This window comes from Bacillus sp. FSL K6-2869 (assembly GCF_040869405.1).
Taxonomy (GTDB): Bacteria; Bacillota; Bacilli; order Bacillales; family Bacillaceae; genus Bacillus; species Bacillus altitudinis.
On sequence record NZ_CP152035.1, the window covers coordinates 1,801,317 to 1,819,523 of the forward strand.

Below are 18,207 nucleotides of genomic sequence, written 5' to 3' on the forward strand. Positions count from 1 at the left end.
TATAATCAACTATTTAGATTGTAACATATAATGTTTAATTATCTAAAAAATAAATTTCAAAAAAGTATTGATTAATGTTTATGTGTGTTTTATTATATGTTTAGTAAATTAAACAAAAACAAAAAATAAATAAACATTATGTTAGGATGATTAAATGAATCGTATTACAATCGTTCAAACGGAATTCAACACACAAGAAATAAACAATCTTTACTCAGCAATCATCGTGAAAGAAGGTTGTGCAGTTGGGGAGTGTGATGGCCAGATTGTTCTAGCTGAAATCACTCAACGAACTGACGGTAACTATGATGAGGGAGCGATCTGGTATATAGGAAGAAACGTTCCATATGCAGACTTAGAAACGTTTGCTGAGGTCGTTTCTCATCTATTGAAACAAATCACGCTTTGGGAAGTCTTAACCGATTTGAGGATATTAGAACCGAAGAATCAAGAAACAGAATTTGATTGTATAATCCTTGATCCAAACAAACCAATTAAAAAGGGGAAATGAACATGTTAAACAATGTTAATCCAAACTGGAAACTATCTGTAGGTCAAAGAGTACAAACGTTATACGGACTAGGCACGATTGAAGAAGTACATAGCAATGATCAATATGGAGTCGCTGATGATGAGTACAACATGCTTGATATTTATGGTCGTGATGAGTTAGCTGTAGTGGGATTAAATTAATGGGGAAGCTGTTTAGAAGGTTCATAGATGAGTTACTGTTTTTAACAATCATGAGCATAACAGGACTATTCCTACTGCTCATGATCGTCATTTCTAGCTGATTAGAAAAGTGTTGGCGCACAATCTAATCTGATGGGTTGGTACACTCCCATGATACCAGCCCATTCTAACTTATTTTTAATCTATATTCAATATTTCGCATTATGACCTCATTTAAACATAGGTCGTGCATTTCTTGAGGTAAGTAGAGTTTACCTCATCTAACTAAATAGAATCAGTCTATACTCCTGGATCAAGGTGTTGTCTTTAGTGATGCCAAATTTAAGGGTAAGGCTGTCGTGGAATGCGCTAACACACGTTAAACTTGAAAGGGTAGTGACTCAGCCGATGCGATAAATGAGGATAGGATACCACTATGCTTCCCTATTTGCACATGTATCTGAAAGGCGAAAGCTGCCATTAAGTGCTGTACGAAGGATGGGTGTATCGTTTCTGACGATGCAGGATAAGCCATAAGTAAAAGAGTCCAGATATGGGCTTTCTGAAACTGTTAGGGACACTTGAGACAGTAGGCTTGTTTGGGGAATAACCAACGGCAAATAGGGTGACACATACGGATACCATAAGCTTGATATACTATCAAGTTAGTCAGTCGCCTGTCTGAGTTTGTTTATTTTTTTACAAGCAAATTCAGGCAGACAACTTGTTCAGCCGTTGTCCATTGCTTTCAACCTATCAAGCCAAAAAGCAAACGACAAGTTAAGACTAATAGTGCAGGAAAATCACTGACGTCACGTGATTTGGAATTAAAGGGAGTAGTCCTAACTGACACCCTATCTGTATAACACTATGACGGTCATCAGACTCTTATTTAGGGATAAGTAAAGGAAAATAAAAGAAAAAATTGGTGAGTAAAAACCAGCTGTGTGATAAAATAGTCCTTATTACAAGCGGTGTAGTTTTATTTGAACGCCAAAGCCAAAAGGGGATGCGTAGTTGATTTTTACATATTGTGCTGTGCTTATCAATTTAAATATTTTAAGAATAGGGTATACAGGAGATGACTATGAATGAGTTGGGACTATACTACGTCTAAAGAAGGACCATGTGAATGTGGGCGGGGATTTAAGTATTGTATCTTTGGTACAAATGATTGGTTACAGACAAGTATAAGCTACCATGATGATTGTGATTATTGTAATCCTAAAATTGTTCTTAGCGAAAAAATACGAGAGCAAATAGATTCGTATAAACATAGGGCTTCGGCTTCGTGGAATCAGGGTGTGGAAATAGGCAGAGAAATGGATAAAGAATACGAACAAGCAAGGATTGTATCGGGTGAACGGAAATTTAAAACTCGGGAAGCAAGTATGAAGCAGAGAGGTAGGTTATTAACCAATCCTCTAGTCAACAAAAAACTAGTTGCTTTACATGAAAAACTGATTGAACTGGAAAAAGAGTCATCCATGTACAGCAATAAAGCTAATAAATTGGAACAGGAGTATACGAACAAAGCAATAGAGAAAGCAAGGGATGAAATAGTGAAATGGGAAGCTCAAAATAAAGAATAGACAGAAGGATCCCACCAAAGATATCTATTACACTTTAATTGAAATTTATGACATGCCACTAAGAAATGAAATTATAGCTTCATTGGAAAATAAAGAAATAGATGTTATTAAAATTTTTGAATAAAATTATTCTTTTATATGAAAGAGAGAGTTGAGACTATGCCACGAGTTTTAGAAGAAGAAATTAAAAGTTTGATTAAACTTGGCTATGAAGGAGAGTATTGGGATTATAAAGAAAAATGGCATAAAGACAATGATAAACTAGTACATGATGTTCTTTGTTTTGCTAATACTTCTCATGACAAAGATTGCTTTATTATTGTTGGAGTTTCAGACTCTGGTGAGATAAAAGGTTTGGAAAAAGATGAAATGAAAAAGCAAGCGGATTTAATTGATTTATTAAGTTCACTAAAATTTGCTGGTGAAACCCCAAAACTTAACCTGTTTTCTTTTATTGTCGATGGGAAGCATATTGATGTATTGGTTATTAAAAATTCATTGGCTGTCCCTTATTTTTTAAATAGTCGTTATAAAGGGATTAACCAAGGGTTGATTTATAGCAGAGAGGGAGATAGAAATACACCGATAGTTGAAAATTCATCCTTAGAGATAATTGAATCATTGTGGAAGAAAAGATTTAGTATAGATAAAACAGGCATAGAAAGATTTAATATTCTCTTAGATAGCCCATCAGAATGGGAAGAAACTGACACGGGTTTCTATAACCTTTTTAATCCTGAATACACACTTGAATATGGAGAATTGCGAGACGGTAAACCAGCTTTTTATTCATACACCATGGATAATGAAAGCACGGTTTATCAAGATATTAATTTAAAATTTAACGGAACAGTATTAAAAACCTTTGATACTGCGATATTAGATGGAGGACGTTATACAGCAGTAACACCTGAAAGAGATGTGATAAATTTTAATTATAAAGAAAGATATCTTTTTAGATATTATACGAAAGATAGTTTATTGTATAAATTAAATAAATTTCTTTATGATGAAAATAATGATGAAGAGAGAATAGCCAAGAGTAATTTATTTGAAGTTGTATTACTATTTGAATCAAGAGAAGAAAAGGATGCTTTTATGGTGTACATTAAAGAAAATCAAGAAATTTTTGATGCGAAATTTTCTAAAACGCCTACATCTACATCCTATTTCAATTCAAATGATGAAGGTATGCGGAAGCTTCTAATTACTGGTAAGGTGCTAAAAGAGTTGCAAAGAAGCTTTATTAAATAAGATAAAAAAATTAAATAAAAGAAGTACTTGAAGGTGATCAAGTTTAATTGGCAGTCAGGGAGATGTTACCCTGTCTGCTTGTTTTAATTAAACACTAATGAAGTTTGTTAAAAACAAAGGGTGGAGCATGGTGCTAGCACCTTATTCGTCGTTCTGTAATTTTTAAATTGACGTAAATAAAAAAATGAAAGTAGGAATTAAATGTTAAACATCAAAAATGATGAAGGAGAAGTTAGAAAACTTTACATAGATGAATTGGAGAAACACTTAAATAAGCTCGACAATGAAAAACTGTTTTGGAATACTAAGGAGCTAGAATATCAGACAAGTATGTGTATGAACACTATGCAAAAAGAATTTTTCTTTGATGAAGATTTCCCAAAAAGAAAGATAGGGAACAAGTGGTATTATCCTGTAGCCCAAACTAAAGAATTCTTATTAAAATGGATTAATAATCAGTAAATCAATGGGGCTAATTTCAATATGATTTTGACCACCAAATTGACCACCGATGGATAATTTAAGATGAGTTAAGATGAGGGTTCTATCTGTCAAAACGTTGATTTAATAGGGTTAAGAAGCTATAATTACATATATTAAGCAATAAATTATGTTCCGCACCCAAGTACACCCATGGGAACGCGATCAGTATATGTCTCAGTATTAATCAAGAAATCCCCTTGGAGCCATTGGCTTCAGGGGGTTTTTTGTTTTTGTGGGTGTTTCTTATATTTTAAAATGAAGCAGGCACCACCCACCATTCATCCACAAAAAAGTGATAAAAAACCACTCCATTATCTTGGTGATATACTATTCATATTTATTCATTGAATCTGTGTCTATTTTTTCTAGTATGAGGTCCAAGCCAACGAAGCTGTACCGATGCAGAAAGATGAGAAGCAGCTACTAATGATTAGATTTCCCTCAAAGTGTGCAAGACGATTCTGATGAGAATGATTCAAAAGAAGAGGAAGACGGGGCTGCCTAAGATGGCACGCAAACGATCAAAACGGTGGTTCCTGCTTTATCGCATAGAGGATGGACAGCGTGTTCACCTCTACGAACCACTTAAAAAATATGAACTGCTTAGTTGGATCAGGAAAGGGTGGAGGGTTATCAGATGAAAAACAAATTCTTAGAAGGAGACTGGATCAAAGCATCAAGGAAAGGCAAAAGAGAAACACTTAACAAAGAAGGTTATGTACTTAAAGTATCTGAAGATGACATTTTAGTAAGGTTCCTTAGTGGTAATACCTTGGTTGTTCCAAAGTCTTGGGCTGAAAATTTGGATGAGGCACTTATTGTTGTAATATCATCGGTTGGAAATTATGGGTTACAAGAAAAGAGTGATATACTCTACCCTGCTAAATTGGAAGGTGTTATCGCTGTAGGAGCTTTAAATATGAACGGTGATATATGGAAAGGGACAACTGTAGGTAATGGATTAAATGTGTTACTTACGGGGCATTATATAAAAAGTTATTCAAAAGATGGTTCTTTTTTATATAGTAGTGGTACTTCAATGGCGGCTGCCTACATGGCAGGTCTTGCTGCTCTCTTTTTTGAAGAATATTCTTCTTATAATAAATCCACAATATCTAAAAAAATATGGGAAAAAATCAAAAATTCAGATAAAATAAATGGGTATTCAGTTAAATTTTTTTGAGAAAGTAGGGTTTATATAAAGAATAAGCTTATTTTAGTAGTACTGTCTTTTATTCTATGTTTTCCGCGGTGACTCCAGCATATTCTTAGAGCGTAACTTCACTGAATAGTGAACTTGTGGTTAGTGATCAATTGATTGAACAAGTATACGAGGATACCAGTATAGATGTTTCAAACTTTAATAAAGAATTTGACTTTCTTTTGAATGATCCAGTATTTATTGAATTAGAAGAAACTTTAGCGTTACAGAGTCAGAATGCTAAATTGAAAGAAGACAGTGTAACTGGTCAGTGGATACCGGTGGTGGCTGCTGCTTTAAGATTATTAATTTCTCAAGTTGGAAAAAAGGGAATGCAAAAAGGATGGAAAGTAGCTAGACCATATGTGCAGAAAGCATTAAAGGCGCCTCAAAATCGTATTATTGATGGCCCTGGATCAGTAGGGCGCATTATACAGGTACGTAGCAAAAAAACCACTATTCAGACTAGATTATGCACCTATAAAACATGGAAGACCTGCTGTTCTGCATTATCATGTTCCACCAAATCTAAAAGATCATCATGTTATTTTCTAAAGGGGAGATCAACGTTGCTTAACTTAGACGATACAATGCATTTGCATGTAGGCTATTATGAAAATGATTTAGATTATGAAGGAGTGTTTTTAAAAAGTTTAGATTCAGGGAAATGGTTATTGTTTTTTTATCAAGAAAGCTATGGTATAAAACTTGAACAAAAATATGAAAAATATGATGATTTTGTTTTGTTGGTTGGAGAGTATAATATTGATGATGAAGATATTGAGGATAAAGGTGATGCATTGTTCGAACAATTTCTAAAAGAAAATGGTTTAATAAAAGCATAGCGTTTTTGTGTGATACGTTACAATAAATAAAATGATATATAAGAAGATATCTTTATCTGTTTAAAGACTGTTATGTAGACTTTAAAACTTTTCTAGAAGTATATTGATTCTGAAGGCGATGCGTTTTGGGAATAATAGAACCAAAGTGTCCATGTTTATGGGCACTTTTTTATTTGCAATGCCGAGAAAAAGCAACATGAATATTTTATTTTGTACAAAAAGAAGAACCTGCGGACGCTGATCATTGAGCACTTTAAGTGCCGTGATTGGTGTCCTTTTTTTTATTGGGAGACGCGCCTTTCCCTTATCAATGGTGTATCTGGATACGGAACAAAGGTTATGAGGAATGTGGCCATACGAGAGGGACATTCTGAGCCTAGATAGCAGCTGGTCTGCGACAGCCGTATTTAGGACAGTTTTTCATTTTACTTGATGATTGACTGTACTTGGCATCCTCTCGGAGTTGCGTAAGGTGCTGCTTATTCGGCAAGGAGTGAGTGAAATGAAGATCAGGGATTCTGTTTCTAAAGAGACATTAAAGCAATTTAAAAGCATGCTCCTGATTCTATTAGAAAGAAGGAGAACGGTGCTGTTCCCATTACGAATAGGGATTGGGATGAAATGATGGGAACGTGACGCGATACGTATCAACGACAAGGCTTTTTTGAAGTACAATAGCTTCATTTTTAGGATTATACATGAACGCTGTATCAAACAAGGTTCCTAGTGGGTGGTTACGGATCATCTAAGAGTTATCGACTTCACGAATCACAAGAACAGTTCGCTTTTCATCTAGCAACTTTAAGATGAGCTTTTTTGTCAGCTGTGGAAAAAAGAGATTAGAAGAAAAGTATTACAAAATCACTACTGAAAAATGAATTTGTAATTGAATGAGTATCTATTGAATATGATTCATTTAATTACATTGTGTTAAGGTGAGTAACATGGACAGCAAGTTGTTTTTAGTATTATGTAATCATCGGTCTGGTCTAGTGCTGTAGCTGGGGTGTTGCATCATTTAGGTATACATATGGGAGAACAGTTAATTGGCCCATCTAGCTCGAACCTGAAGGGGCATTTTGAGAATATTAATTTTGTCATAATGAATGACAAGATATTGGAGTCATTAAACTCTTTTTGGTTTGCGCCTCCTTCACGATCAAGTGTCCTTTCTAACCAATTTCCTAAAGATCAAATTCGTTCTTTTCTTAGTAATCAAGTAAAACCAGTGTGGGGAGTAAAAGATCCTCGCACAGCACTAACTTTCGATATTTGGAAGCCTTTTTTTGAGGAAATTTCTGATATTACTTTTATATTTGTTTGGCGTCCTATTGAAGAGTCTGTTTCTTCACTTGCTTTAAGGGAGGGTTTTGGTGAGCGAACTGCCGATTTTATTTTAAAAATATATGAAGATAACCTTAAGCGAATTCGAAAAGAGCTTGAACAAAAAGAAAAAGACATAATTGATATAAATTTCAGTGATCTATTGGGTAACCCAGAACCATTTGTAAAAGAGATCAATTTTAGATTGAATAAAAAAGAAGATCAAAATATCGAAAATGTTAGGGGATTTCTTGATGGAAAGTTAAAGCACTTTTAAATTATTTGAGGTTTTTTCGAAAAGTGTGAGAAAAAGAAGAAGCAGTTCTAGTACTCATCTCTTTCAGATTTGAAAAAGGAGGGGAGGGGGGCAACAAGAGCAAGTTGAGAAATCTGTAGGGGCGGTTTGCTTTAAGCAGAGAAAAAGGAATTAGCATGAAGAATCCAGATCTAATTAATTATGAATCATATTGATAAGGATGTACAATAATGCCCATACTTTTTTATGGATGAAAAAGATATTCTGGATATCTTGGAGTACTATAAAGATTTAAAAGTACGCAACTTCTGAATTGGAAGTTGCTCTATGTTATTTACTCCTAAAATAACTCAAGATGGCATTTATAATTAAGGTGATCACAGATGCAATCAGTAAAGATATACTGATTGCACCCAGTCCTAAACCTTCCCACTTTCCTACGAAAAAACTGATTAATAATAAGATCATACTGATGAAGATGAGAATTGATGGTATTCCATACTGTAAAGGTGCATTCTTTCTTTTAAAGATCAAAGAAACACTCAGTATAAAAATCGTAAGAATAACTGTTAGCAGCCAAAATGATGACATTTATTGACCTTCCTTCTTTTAAAATATATGAAATTATTTTATTTCCTCATCCATTACTTTCTTATACTTTTCAAATTCAGAATCTTTCATTTCTCCGTTCATTTGTAATAGAAAATTCCCTTTTGAATGGGTGTGAGAGAAGAACATAGATCCAGCATTGCCTAACTCATCATAATAGGATTTCGCCTGCTGTAAATCAGTTTCATTTCCAAATTTAAAAATCCTTCCACCAGCATTTTCACCTAAGGAAGGAACGAGAATCCTTTTTCCTTCTTCTCTTATATTTCCAAACTCTTTTTGTTTAAGATCAGATGGTTTTTCTGCTTCAAGCCCAGCACTTTTAAAAGCTTCAATAATATTGGCTGTCGTGAGCTGTTTTTCATTTGATGCTGCGCTACTGCAGGCTGTTAGCATCATTAAACAAATAAAAATGAATATAGATAATTTCTTCATATTGGATCCTCCTGATTTTTAGGTGCAAAGGAAATTTTACATGAAGTACCTTCTTTTTACTATCGTTTCGACAAAAATAGACAACGTGAATGACTAAGTAACTAATATTCTTCTTTTATTTTGCCTAAATTGTTAAATATACTCAGCAAGATGGTATACTTATGTGCATATTTTACTAGGAGGCATTCATCTTGAAATCATTTTGGGAAATAGACGAAGAAGGTTACCATACGTTAAAAAAGATCAACGAAGCAGAAATAGCTAAGGCTGAAAAGAAACTTGGTATCACTTTGCCAGATACATATAAAAAGCTCATATTAGAGCAGAATGGTGGTTATACCATTCATAATGCTTTTCCAACCACTCACTCTAATTCATGGGCCGAGGATCATATTCAATTTAATCACCTGCTGGGAATTGCTGAAGATGAAGGAATTATGGATAGTGCCTATTTAATAGAAGAGTGGGAGCTGCCAGAAGGGCTTGTCTTAATTAACGGGGATGGTCACACTTGGGTAGCGATGGATTATCGAAAAACGAAAGAGAATCCTGCCATTCATTATTTTGATGTTGAGATGGAAGAAGACTTTAAGTTAGCAGATTCCTTTGATGAATTCATTGAGGGGCTTTATACAGTTGAGTATACTGTTGATGAGGAAGCAGCAGCGGCTGAATATGACTTTCTGAAGATCATTTAAGTAAAGAAGAACTCGAAGCTATATTTGAATTGGACGTGCTTGATGAAGGTAATCTGTATAAAATTCAATATTACCCGATGGTTGATTTGAACGAAAATGAATGGTTTTTTAAAAAGATGCAATATCACATTGAAAAAACAAAAGATGAAGATGATCTTTATCAAGTAGCTGATACGATTATTAACATTCTCTTATTGAATCCAAATATGCCAATTAATAATAATATTAAAGAGCTGGTGCAACAAATATCCGATTTCTTACAAAGTAATGAAGATCCACTTGTAGTAAATGTAGGCGAACTTATTCTTAGTCAGTTCGAGAGTATTATTTAAGGTGAATTTTAAGAAAAAGAGGTTAAGCAATGAGAGCACCGTATCAAGTATTGATATTTCCTTATATAGAAACTGAAAATTCCATTCTATATGCTATTTTTCATCGAAGCGATTATGGTTATTGGCAAGGAATAGCTGGTGGTGGGGAAGATGGTGAGGCTCCTATTGAAGCAGCAAAACGGGAAGCGTTTGAAGAGGCTGGTATTATAAGAGAATGTCCATATATAACACTCGATTCTGTGTCTTCACTACCCGTAGAGGATGTAGTTGGTGAATTTCTTTGGGGAAAAGATGTTTATGTGATAAAAGAATTTTCTTTTGGCGTTAAAGTTTCTACAAAAAATATTAAATTATCTAAAGAACACGTTGATTATAAATGGGTGTGTTTTGAGGAAGCGGTAACTCTTTTAAAATGGGATAGTAACAAAACAGCTTTGTGGGAACTAAATAAAAGGCTATCAAAATAATTGAAATGTTGTTAACAAAGCCAATAGTAGAACGAGAATTAAACGGAAGAAACTTTGCTACACCTCTAAAGCAAAGCTCTTTTGCTTCTTCAATCAATTCAGGTTCCTCCTTACATAGTGAAATATGAAGTATCCTATCAAGTTCTTCTTTAGGCGCATTCCCAATAAAACATTTAAATAACCCTGTGTTCATCTAAGTCCTTCTTTTTATTTAAGTAAATCAAAAATCTACACTTTACTTTATTTTATTTTTGAAAAACTTCTAAATAGCGAATGAGAACAAAAGTTTGATTAACGGTTTGGATTTCATGTATTTTGCGGGATACCGAAAACTTTTAAAATAAGCACCTTGTCTTTACATATGTTGTAAATGTCATGTTAAAATTATACAAAGGAAATGATAGCAAGGGGGTAATGGAATGTCGAATTTGATTGCTTCTGTAGATGTAGCAAACACTCTCAACAAATGGTATTTACATATTAAAAAGAGGGAAGTTTCACAAGCAGTAGAGTTGAGGGATGAGATTCAAGATATGTTAGACGAAATGGAAGAAAATCAAGATGTTTTACTCTATTTCAATATTCTTGATTACAGGTTTAAGGTGCTTATGGAAGATTTAGTTGGGCAACCAACCATAACAGAAAGTGAAAGAGTCAAAACAGATGACATGCTAAGGTTTTACTTTTATCTTTTTAAAGGTATGTATGAGAGTGCAAAGAATAACTATTCAGAAGCTCTAGTCCTATTCAGAGTAGCTGAGAGACAACTGGACAAGGTACATGATGAAATTGAAAAGGCTGAGTTCCATTATAAAATTGGTACACTCTACTATTTCAATAAGGTCACGCTCCTTTCTCACCATCATCTACAAACAGCAAAGGACATCTACAAGGGTCATGAAGGCTACAGCATACAGACCATAAACTGTAATATGTTGTTGGCATTGAATTTGATTGATGATGGTAGACTAGACAAAGCTGAAAAAATGCTTTTGGATTGTGTTGAGAGACTGATTGAAAAGAATGATAAGAGATTGTTAGCGTTAGCTTATTATGATCTAGGATTTCTAAAAATTCAAGATGACCACCATATAGAAGCAATTGAATATTTCAACAAAGCAATTTCTGCAGATGATCTAAAACAGTCAGCTCCCGTTTCATATTTACAATGTGCGTATGAATTTGCAAGATCAAGCTATAAATCAAATCAGTTTGATCAGGCAATAAGTTGGGTTGCTGAGGGGAAAACCTTTTCTAAAGAACAGCAGAACACAAACTTTATTTTGAAATTCAATATCCTTGAGAAATGTTATACAACACCACAGGAAAGCTATGAGGACATTAAGAAAGAACTAGGTCTTTTGGAAGGAAGAAAAGCATATGTTGATATAGAGTCTTTAGCTCCTGATGTTGCCTCCACTTATAAGAAGTTAAATCTTTATGAAGAAAGTAACTATTTCTTGGAATTGGCTTTAAAATCTTGTACGCTTATAGGAAAGGAGGTCATATGATCATGAAAAAAATAATAATGATGATTACTACTGCTTTGCTATTAGGTGCAATTCTTGGAATGCCTGTTGTACAACAAACTCAGGCAGATGCTAAAAATGAGATAGTGTTACTTTCCTCAAGAGGTGCAGGATCATAAAAGGGATAGGGTTTTAATCCATCACTGCGAAGTATAATTGGTTAAAAAACGATAAAGTGGATTAAAGTGTCAGGCTCCTTATGGTATAAAAGAATATGCCATAATGGAGTCTTTTTTATATTAGATGCTCCATTTACTTTGATGGCAGCGTATAGAGATACTAAAAAACAAATGAATTTATTAAGCTTTTTGAAGAGGAAACTTTTAATGTCAGTTAGAGAAAATATGGGTATTACCCAATTTCACTGTATATATTTATGTGAGAGCTGTATAAAGTATGGGATTCTGAAAAGCTGAAAAAATGTATGAAGAATTTCAAGATGTTTTTATGAAGAAAGAGAAGAAAACAATTTGAGGTAAAAACAAATATAGTACATACTTTCAATTTTGTTACTTAAATCCTAAATATGGAACTGACTGTAGAATGTTGAAACTGATTGTTTTATAATTTCACGGTAACATAACTTTCTCTGGATTGTAATTAAAAGTATAAAACGTATGTGAAAGTATATCGGAGGATTTGGATGATAAAAAAAGAAGTTTTTCAAATAATTTTGTTTACAGTCCTTTTAGCAATTTTTCTTTATCAAGGTGTACAAAGAGATTTTCCTTTTGAATATCTGATTACCTTAGTTGTGTGCTATGTTGCTGTAATAGTTTATAGAATTATAAAAGTAATGAAATATAAAAAGGAGCAAAGTACAGTTAAGTAGTTTGAGCTATTTTTGTTTGCGGTGTCCGCAATCACTATTGGGATCAGACGTTTGAGGTCATGGCTCTTTGGCATGTTGACATTTAACTTCGGAGGTGCTTTTATATGTCTATTCAAGTGAACGATGATGATGTTTTAGAGATGTGTAATATATATGCTCAAGAAACTCATCACAGAGAAGCATTGATTTTAGGAAACAGGAAGGGTCTATTGGAATTAAAAAATGCGATAGATCAGGCTTTAAAAAACGGTAGTGCTGTTGCAAATTTATACCCATCTGATTTTGAAGGGTATGAAACTTGTATTGCTCTAGTGGATGATGAAAAGCAGTTTGAGAAATTAATTACTCCTTATGTAGAGGAATATACACAAGATGATGATGCGATTGATCCAATTGATATTATTAAAGAGTACGATTCCAAAAAAGAAAAACCCTTATAATAGAGTTTTTCTTTTATTATTTAGTGGAGTATAGTTTCACCTTTTTTAGCTTTGTGTTTACTTGGTATTGATGCTCTAAGAGCATGGGGTATATGGATTGGTAGTCTTGTATAATATAGTTCAAATAGAGTTTAATATTTAATAATTGTTCTTCCTAAATGTTGGCCATTTTTAATGGCTTCAATTGTTTCAGGTAACGTATCGAGAGTAATCTCATTGACTAGAGTCGTTTGGGCGATATTCCATTCGTTTGCTATCTCGTTCCAAATGACTTTGCGTTTATTGATTGGTACATTTACAGAATCGATTCCTAGAAGGTTGATCCCTCTTAAAATAAAAGGTAACACAGTTGTTGTTAATTTAATTCCACCTGCATTCCCGCACATGCTCATGCTTCCACCATAAGAAATTTGGGGGATTATGACAGAAGCCACATCTCCTCCTACGGTATCTAAGACGAAGTCAAATTTTTGCTTGTTTAATGGTTTTTTGAGCTCTCCTAACTCGTTTGCAAAAATGACATCAGTTGCTCCTAAAGATTTTGCAATGCCAACTTGATGATCTTTACGCACTAAAGCATGAATATTTTTGTACCCAATTTTAGATAATAATTGTATCGCGATGCTGCCAACTCCACCAGTTGAGCCTGTAACGAGTATATGAGGTTGATTTTTTGTATTCATACCACTTTCCTGTAAAGCCATGATCGAAAGAGCGGCTGTAAAGCCTGCTGTTCCAAAAATCATTGCTTCTTTTAAAGTCAAGTTATTTGGCAAAGGAACAATCCAATCCGCAGGCACTTTAGCATATTCTGAAAAACCTCCAGTGTGGCTCATGCCCATAGCGAAACCTGTGACAATCACTTGTTGACCTTCTACGAAACGATGATCTGTTGTATGAACGATCGTTCCACTTAAATCAATTCCGGGAATCATCGGATAGTTACGAATAACACCTCCATTTTTTTGAACAGCCAGCATATCTTTATAATTGATTGAAGAATATGCTACTTTAATTAATACTTCTCCTTCAGATAGATCATTCACACTTACATTTTGAAGATCATAACTCACTTGATCATTTTGTTCTGTCACTAGTATCGCTTTAAATGAATCCATTATTTATCTTCCTTTCTAAAAATATATTATCACAAAACATTTCTGGTGCAAAAGTGTTTCAATTAAAAAACTACCATGATATTATAGGTAAAGTCAATGTGGGGGAGATAAAATGGAATTATCAGAGTGCATAAATTTTTTACTAAGTGTTAGTCAAAATAAAGTGTTTAAGTACTTTAGTAAGCTTTTAGAGGAATGTGATTTGACACCCGCTCAATATGGTGTGTTGAACTGTTTGTGGAGAGAGGGCCAGCTATCTCCTAAACAAATTGGAGAACTTGTGTATTTAGAAGCCTCAACAGTTTCTGGAATTTTAGATAAAATGCAAAAAGCGGACTTAATTGAACGCACAATAGATCCAAAAAATCGAAGAAATATTTTAGTAGAGGCGACTCAAAAATCTTTAGCCATTAGAGAAAAAGTTGAAGCAGCAACAATTGAGCTGAACAATACAGCGCTCCAAAACTTGTCAAATGATGATAAGGTTGTGCTAAAGAAAGCATTGTATACAATTATCAATAACTTTAAATGATGTATTTTTATAAACAAATTTCATATCAAATCCATCACTATCACAAGACTCCTTTACAGGAGTTTTTTTCGGTATCGTTTCGGTCCATTGTAAATTCCTGCATGTAATATAAGGGAGTAATTGATGGAGAAAGTTCTTTCTTCACATATAGGTGTGAAAATAAATAAATGAATGGTAAACAGAATATTACAGGGTGTCATTACAAGCCCAAGTGATTTGAGATGCAAAATATTAATAAGTGTCTTAATGATTGCTATCATAATTTGATGAAGTTTGAACGTGAAAGTAATCTATGTGAGTACTAAGAGCAACTTTGCTAAATCATTTTTGAAAGGTCTTAAAAAATATGATATCGTTGAGAAAAAATTGTTGGGGGATGTATATGAAAAGCACATTATACATGTTGTTAGGAGCCATCATTTTAACATATTTTACTTTGATTTTACCTTTTTCAAAAATATACAACAGTGGACTGTTTGAAGTATTGTCTTTTTGGTTAATTCTAATCTTTGTATTTTCTTATAATAATAAAAACCATACTTGAGATATTTACGATTTTTTCTTTATATGGTAGTGTGTGGGCGGAGGTGTTTGGGATGAAAAACAGGTTCATACTCATTTTACTAGCTTTCGTATTCTCATTGACAATGTTTGGGGGTATTTCAAGTGCAAAAAGTAAGGAAACTAAAGATAATACAAGCCAAGAACATTCAGTCAAACTTGAAGTTGTCAAGTCTACTACATATTATAATTCACTAGATGGAGAACGAATTGAATATAATTCTGAGAATGAAAAGCGGATTGCAAAAACAAAATTAGAGGACATAAAGAAGTATAAAAAGATCACAGGAAAAAGTATTTCATACGAAGATGTAGGGTTGAAAGATAATGGTGATTTAGGAGAATCTGATAAAATACATACCTTATCATCTTTACCGCCAACCGATCCGGCAACAAATAGCAAACTGCTTATTTCTCAACAAGTTTTTTATAAAGGTACATCTGGAACTAATTATAAATATCAATATCATTCTTATGCCGAATGGTTTAAAAAGCCTGTTAACCATAAAAAAGATGCGTTTGCAGTAGCTTGGGATACATCTGCAGTCCCTTTATCAGGTACTTTTGAGGGGTATTGGCAGCAACAAAAGGCCGTTGCTGATGGTAAAGGTGGCCTCACACATGTAACAGAAGATAAACAACTATCAGCTGATACAGACTCATACAAAAATTATGGTCATGGAGTTATTCTTTCACCTGGCTATGGAGATACTCAATTTATAACAATGGATAGAGATGTACTTGTTCCAAAGTCTAAAAAAGGAGATCCTGCAAATATTATCACAAAATATCATCACACTTATGCAACAATAAATGGTATTTCCATTAGTGTTGGCCCAGCTTCAATAAGTTTTAGTGATAGTTGGGGAGATGATTTAGTTACAGAATATAGCTTTGTATATGGAGATAGATAAGAGAAGAGGGAAGCCCTTCTCTTTATTAGGATTCCTTATTAATTCCTATTGATAACAGCATCTCATTCAATGAGTATGTTCAAATTCTTCAAAATTGGTTAAAAAACGATAAAGTGGATTAAAGTGTCAGGCTCCTTATGGTATTCTAGTAAAAGAATATGCCATAAAGGAGTCTTTTTTATATGAAAATATTAGATGCTCCATCTTTACTATCAGCTGTAGAACAGAGATCAAAGGCCTATCATGAGCTTCAAGAAGAAATGAAACTTGTGAAAAAAGCATTAAAAAGTGTGTCGGGCTTAGGTGATGAATTTACTGGAAAAGGTGCAGACAATATCAAAGCTTTTTATGAGGATCTTGCGCTGTACACAGACACTTATCTTGATTTTATCAATATGCAAAAGGCTTTTTTAGATGGGGTGAAAGGAAAACTTGATGATGAATCATTAGGCGGGAGTACTTTTATTGATGAGCACTTTTTAGACACTCAATTGAAACAAGGGATTCAGAACAATAAAGATATGGTCAAAGAACAAAAAGAGGCACTTTCCACTATTTTTGACGATATCAGTGATTTAATTGAATTACATACATTTTCAAGTAAAGAGGTCAATGAACATTTAGACGATGCGAACAAAAAAAGAAAAGAGACCATTGAAGTTTTACATCAAATAGACAAAGATTTAAAAACGGAATACGCAAAGTCAGAAGCGGTTGAGAACCACCTCAACACTTTTTATGCAAAGATGATGGCTGCTACTGGAAAAGGAAAGAATGCGCAGCCAATGTATTATGATGCACAAGCATTTCATGAGACAGACGTGTACAAGAACCATGATCAGATTGATGCTCAAGTGAAAGCCTATTTAAAGGTGAAAAAAGAAGAAAAAGAAAAACGAAGAATCAAAGAACTGAAAGAAAAGCTCAATGATCCTTCGTGTCTATCAGAATCGAAGTACTTTGAGATTGTAGATGAGATCGGTTATGAGAATCTCACATATGATCAAAAAATGTATTACAGCCAGCTTCTCCAAATCAAAGCACAGGAAGAAGCATCGGAGGTGTTCATTGATAGTGTAAAAGGTGCTGCAGTTGGTCTATATGATGTGGCAAAAGATACAGTAGTTGGTATCTACGATCTTGTGACAGATCCTGGAGGTGCCGTTGAATCGGTCGTAACGGCTGTTTCTCATCCAATTGAAACGTCGAAAGCGATTGGAAAGTCGATTTCAGACTCATTTCAAAAAGAGGTCATAGATGGTGATGCGTATTCTCGGTCACACTGGTTCGCCTATGCGACTGGTTCTCTTGCAGAAATTGTCTTTGGTTCTAAAGGGGCAGGAGCCATCACAAAAACAGGGACAACAGCTGCCAAAACAACAGTGAAGAAAGGCCTTGAACAAGGAGCAAAATCATTAGATAGAGTCTCTATTCCGAATCTATTGCCATACTCACCAAAGTTTCAAATGGCTGGTGGACAGAAGCTTCCGTACAATGTATTTGACGGGGAGAATATCAAAAATAAACTCCTCTCCATGGCAAAGCGTCTAGACAACAATTCAGGATACGGTATCTCTCAGACAGGCAGACGATTACCAGCACCTAAATCACCACCGACCATTGTCAGTTACGGAGATCACTATGTGCGGTGGAAACGCAAAAAGGTATTAAAACCGAATGTCGTTTATTCAACAAAGCAAGGCTACACCTACAAAACCGATCACTACGGACGTATTGTCAAAGTCGAAGCAAGTGATTTAAAATACGGAGAGGTCAAAAGAAACCAATATGCCCAATCCAATTCAGGCAAGCCGGACCGATTATCAAAAGATGATGGAGGTCATTTGATAGCCTCTATTTTTAAAGGGTCTGGAGATATTGATAATCTTGTGCCGATGAGTTCACAGATTAATCGGAGTGGTGGGAAATGGTACACTATGGAACAGGAATGGTTGGCAGCCTTGAGGAAAGATCCCCCTAAACATGTAGAGGTCAGTATTCGACCTATCTATAAGGGTGATTCATTTAGACCTGATAAGTTCGTAGTACAATATAAAATTGGTGGAAAATTCGAACAACGTGAGACTATTAAGAATCAACCTGGAGGTTAAAGA

20 protein-coding genes and 1 pseudogene are annotated in these 18,207 nt (G+C 34.3%); 18 read left to right on the plus strand and 3 right to left on the minus strand.

Going from position 1 to position 18,207, the window contains the following annotated elements; genetic code table 11:
* Nucleotides 1–154 precede the first annotated feature (154 nt).
* The 9 genes from MHI58_RS09215 to MHI58_RS09255 all read left to right on the plus strand — a co-directional run bounded on the left by MHI58_RS09215 (nucleotide 155) and on the right by MHI58_RS09255 (nucleotide 7,647).
* Nucleotides 155–511 (plus strand): hypothetical protein, encoded by a 357-nt coding sequence (locus MHI58_RS09215; protein WP_045035220.1) that lies wholly within the window; start codon nucleotides 155–157, stop codon nucleotides 509–511.
* Between the two features lie 2 nt (nucleotides 512–513).
* The gene (locus MHI58_RS09220) at nucleotides 514–693 is read left to right on the plus strand and encodes a hypothetical protein (RefSeq protein WP_045035219.1); all 180 of its coding nucleotides are present in this window, start codon (nucleotides 514–516) and stop codon (nucleotides 691–693) included.
* Between the two features lie 1,070 nt (nucleotides 694–1,763).
* Nucleotides 1,764–2,264 (plus strand): hypothetical protein, encoded by a 501-nt coding sequence (locus tag MHI58_RS09225; protein WP_045035218.1) that lies wholly within the window; start codon nucleotides 1,764–1,766, stop codon nucleotides 2,262–2,264.
* Nucleotides 2,265–2,423: 159 nt separating this feature from the next.
* The gene (locus tag MHI58_RS09230) at nucleotides 2,424–3,518 is read left to right on the plus strand and encodes a helix-turn-helix domain-containing protein (RefSeq protein WP_045035217.1); all 1,095 of its coding nucleotides are present in this window, start codon (nucleotides 2,424–2,426) and stop codon (nucleotides 3,516–3,518) included.
* 201 nt (nucleotides 3,519–3,719) lie between these two features.
* Nucleotides 3,720–3,980 carry a hypothetical protein gene (locus MHI58_RS09235; RefSeq protein WP_045035216.1) on the plus strand — a complete coding sequence of 87 codons (261 nt, stop codon included), beginning with the start codon at nucleotides 3,720–3,722 and terminating at the stop codon, nucleotides 3,978–3,980.
* A gap of 658 nt (nucleotides 3,981–4,638) precedes the next feature.
* A complete protein-coding gene (locus tag MHI58_RS09240) occupies nucleotides 4,639–5,184 on the plus strand; it encodes a S8 family serine peptidase (RefSeq protein ID WP_045035215.1) in 546 nt (181 codons plus the stop codon).
* A gap of 131 nt (nucleotides 5,185–5,315) precedes the next feature.
* Complete coding sequence (locus MHI58_RS09245; protein ID WP_226650716.1) at nucleotides 5,316–6,047, plus strand: DUF3986 family protein; 732 nt, start codon at nucleotides 5,316–5,318, stop codon at nucleotides 6,045–6,047.
* A 502-nt stretch (nucleotides 6,048–6,549) separates the two neighbouring features.
* Nucleotides 6,550–6,672, plus strand: a complete 123-nt coding sequence (locus MHI58_RS09250) for a hypothetical protein (RefSeq protein WP_255290856.1) — start codon at nucleotides 6,550–6,552, stop codon at nucleotides 6,670–6,672.
* Nucleotides 6,673–7,077: 405 nt separating this feature from the next.
* Nucleotides 7,078–7,647, plus strand: a complete 570-nt coding sequence (locus tag MHI58_RS09255; RefSeq protein WP_308732662.1) for a sulfotransferase family protein — start codon at nucleotides 7,078–7,080, stop codon at nucleotides 7,645–7,647.
* Nucleotides 7,648–7,956: 309 nt separating this feature from the next.
* On the opposite strand, the gene MHI58_RS09260 is transcribed toward MHI58_RS09255, so the two are convergent.
* The gene (locus tag MHI58_RS09260; protein WP_045035214.1) at nucleotides 7,957–8,217 is read right to left on the minus strand and encodes a YesK family protein; all 261 of its coding nucleotides are present in this window, start codon (nucleotides 8,215–8,217) and stop codon (nucleotides 7,957–7,959) included.
* Nucleotides 8,218–8,250: 33 nt separating this feature from the next.
* Entirely contained in the window at nucleotides 8,251–8,670 is a 420-nt protein-coding gene (locus tag MHI58_RS09265; protein ID WP_045035213.1) for a hypothetical protein, read from the minus strand.
* Nucleotides 8,671–8,861: 191 nt separating this feature from the next.
* Between MHI58_RS09265 and MHI58_RS09270 the strand changes: the two are divergent.
* The 6 genes and pseudogenes from MHI58_RS09270 (at nucleotide 8,862) to MHI58_RS09295 (ending at nucleotide 12,968) form a co-directional block, all read left to right on the plus strand.
* Nucleotides 8,862–9,700 (plus strand): annotated as a pseudogene (locus MHI58_RS09270) (SMI1/KNR4 family protein).
* 29 nt (nucleotides 9,701–9,729) lie between these two features.
* On the plus strand, nucleotides 9,730–10,167 hold the full coding sequence (locus MHI58_RS09275; RefSeq protein WP_017359023.1) for an NUDIX pyrophosphatase: 438 nt from the start codon (nucleotides 9,730–9,732) through the stop codon (nucleotides 10,165–10,167).
* A 419-nt stretch (nucleotides 10,168–10,586) separates the two neighbouring features.
* The gene (locus MHI58_RS09280; RefSeq protein WP_045035211.1) at nucleotides 10,587–11,678 is read left to right on the plus strand and encodes a Rap family tetratricopeptide repeat protein; all 1,092 of its coding nucleotides are present in this window, start codon (nucleotides 10,587–10,589) and stop codon (nucleotides 11,676–11,678) included.
* A 2-nt stretch (nucleotides 11,679–11,680) separates the two neighbouring features.
* A complete protein-coding gene (locus MHI58_RS09285) occupies nucleotides 11,681–11,815 on the plus strand; it encodes a hypothetical protein (protein ID WP_258165329.1) in 135 nt (44 codons plus the stop codon).
* Between the two features lie 524 nt (nucleotides 11,816–12,339).
* Nucleotides 12,340–12,528, plus strand: a complete 189-nt coding sequence (locus MHI58_RS09290) for a hypothetical protein (RefSeq protein ID WP_017357918.1) — start codon at nucleotides 12,340–12,342, stop codon at nucleotides 12,526–12,528.
* A gap of 104 nt (nucleotides 12,529–12,632) precedes the next feature.
* Complete coding sequence (locus tag MHI58_RS09295) at nucleotides 12,633–12,968, plus strand: hypothetical protein (RefSeq protein WP_045035210.1); 336 nt, start codon at nucleotides 12,633–12,635, stop codon at nucleotides 12,966–12,968.
* Nucleotides 12,969–13,099: 131 nt separating this feature from the next.
* Here the strand turns inward: MHI58_RS09295 and MHI58_RS09300 are convergent, their stop codons facing one another.
* Nucleotides 13,100–14,086, minus strand: a complete 987-nt coding sequence (locus tag MHI58_RS09300; protein ID WP_045035209.1) for a YhdH/YhfP family quinone oxidoreductase — start codon at nucleotides 14,084–14,086, stop codon at nucleotides 13,100–13,102.
* Between the two features lie 112 nt (nucleotides 14,087–14,198).
* Here MHI58_RS09300 and MHI58_RS09305 point away from each other — a divergent pair, with 112 nt between their 5' ends.
* From MHI58_RS09305 to MHI58_RS09315, 3 genes are all read left to right on the plus strand, one after another.
* Nucleotides 14,199–14,618 (plus strand): MarR family winged helix-turn-helix transcriptional regulator, encoded by a 420-nt coding sequence (locus tag MHI58_RS09305; RefSeq protein WP_007499409.1) that lies wholly within the window; start codon nucleotides 14,199–14,201, stop codon nucleotides 14,616–14,618.
* Between the two features lie 596 nt (nucleotides 14,619–15,214).
* A complete protein-coding gene (locus MHI58_RS09310; RefSeq protein ID WP_045035207.1) occupies nucleotides 15,215–16,093 on the plus strand; it encodes a hypothetical protein in 879 nt (292 codons plus the stop codon).
* A 182-nt stretch (nucleotides 16,094–16,275) separates the two neighbouring features.
* Nucleotides 16,276–18,204 carry a T7SS effector LXG polymorphic toxin gene (locus tag MHI58_RS09315; protein ID WP_110487543.1) on the plus strand — a complete coding sequence of 643 codons (1,929 nt, stop codon included), beginning with the start codon at nucleotides 16,276–16,278 and terminating at the stop codon, nucleotides 18,202–18,204.
* The last annotated feature ends 3 nt before the right edge of the window (nucleotides 18,205–18,207 follow it).

What these genes read in the sequence shown, in the direction of transcription:
- MHI58_RS09215 (WP_045035220.1), top strand. Translation starts at nt 155, where the DNA reads ATGAATCGTATTACAATCGTTCAAACGGAATTCAACACACAAGAAATA.
- MHI58_RS09220 (WP_045035219.1), top strand. Translation starts at nt 514, where the DNA reads ATGTTAAACAATGTTAATCCAAACTGGAAACTATCTGTAGGTCAAAGA.
- MHI58_RS09225 (WP_045035218.1), top strand. Translation starts at nt 1,764, where the DNA reads ATGAGTTGGGACTATACTACGTCTAAAGAAGGACCATGTGAATGTGGG.
- MHI58_RS09230 (WP_045035217.1), top strand. Translation starts at nt 2,424, where the DNA reads ATGCCACGAGTTTTAGAAGAAGAAATTAAAAGTTTGATTAAACTTGGC.
- MHI58_RS09235 (WP_045035216.1), top strand. Translation starts at nt 3,720, where the DNA reads ATGTTAAACATCAAAAATGATGAAGGAGAAGTTAGAAAACTTTACATA.
- MHI58_RS09240 (WP_045035215.1), top strand. Translation starts at nt 4,639, where the DNA reads ATGAAAAACAAATTCTTAGAAGGAGACTGGATCAAAGCATCAAGGAAA.
- MHI58_RS09250 (WP_255290856.1), top strand. Translation starts at nt 6,550, where the DNA reads ATGAAGATCAGGGATTCTGTTTCTAAAGAGACATTAAAGCAATTTAAA.
- MHI58_RS09255 (WP_308732662.1), top strand. Translation starts at nt 7,078, where the DNA reads ATGGGAGAACAGTTAATTGGCCCATCTAGCTCGAACCTGAAGGGGCAT.
- MHI58_RS09260 (WP_045035214.1), bottom strand. Translation starts at nt 8,217, where the DNA reads ATGTCATCATTTTGGCTGCTAACAGTTATTCTTACGATTTTTATACTG.
- MHI58_RS09265 (WP_045035213.1), bottom strand. Translation starts at nt 8,670, where the DNA reads ATGAAGAAATTATCTATATTCATTTTTATTTGTTTAATGATGCTAACA.
- MHI58_RS09275 (WP_017359023.1), top strand. Translation starts at nt 9,730, where the DNA reads ATGAGAGCACCGTATCAAGTATTGATATTTCCTTATATAGAAACTGAA.
- MHI58_RS09280 (WP_045035211.1), top strand. Translation starts at nt 10,587, where the DNA reads ATGTCGAATTTGATTGCTTCTGTAGATGTAGCAAACACTCTCAACAAA.
- MHI58_RS09285 (WP_258165329.1), top strand. Translation starts at nt 11,681, where the DNA reads ATGAAAAAAATAATAATGATGATTACTACTGCTTTGCTATTAGGTGCA.
- MHI58_RS09290 (WP_017357918.1), top strand. Translation starts at nt 12,340, where the DNA reads ATGATAAAAAAAGAAGTTTTTCAAATAATTTTGTTTACAGTCCTTTTA.
- MHI58_RS09295 (WP_045035210.1), top strand. Translation starts at nt 12,633, where the DNA reads ATGTCTATTCAAGTGAACGATGATGATGTTTTAGAGATGTGTAATATA.
- MHI58_RS09300 (WP_045035209.1), bottom strand. Translation starts at nt 14,086, where the DNA reads ATGGATTCATTTAAAGCGATACTAGTGACAGAACAAAATGATCAAGTG.
- MHI58_RS09305 (WP_007499409.1), top strand. Translation starts at nt 14,199, where the DNA reads ATGGAATTATCAGAGTGCATAAATTTTTTACTAAGTGTTAGTCAAAAT.
- MHI58_RS09310 (WP_045035207.1), top strand. Translation starts at nt 15,215, where the DNA reads ATGAAAAACAGGTTCATACTCATTTTACTAGCTTTCGTATTCTCATTG.
- MHI58_RS09315 (WP_110487543.1), top strand. Translation starts at nt 16,276, where the DNA reads ATGAAAATATTAGATGCTCCATCTTTACTATCAGCTGTAGAACAGAGA.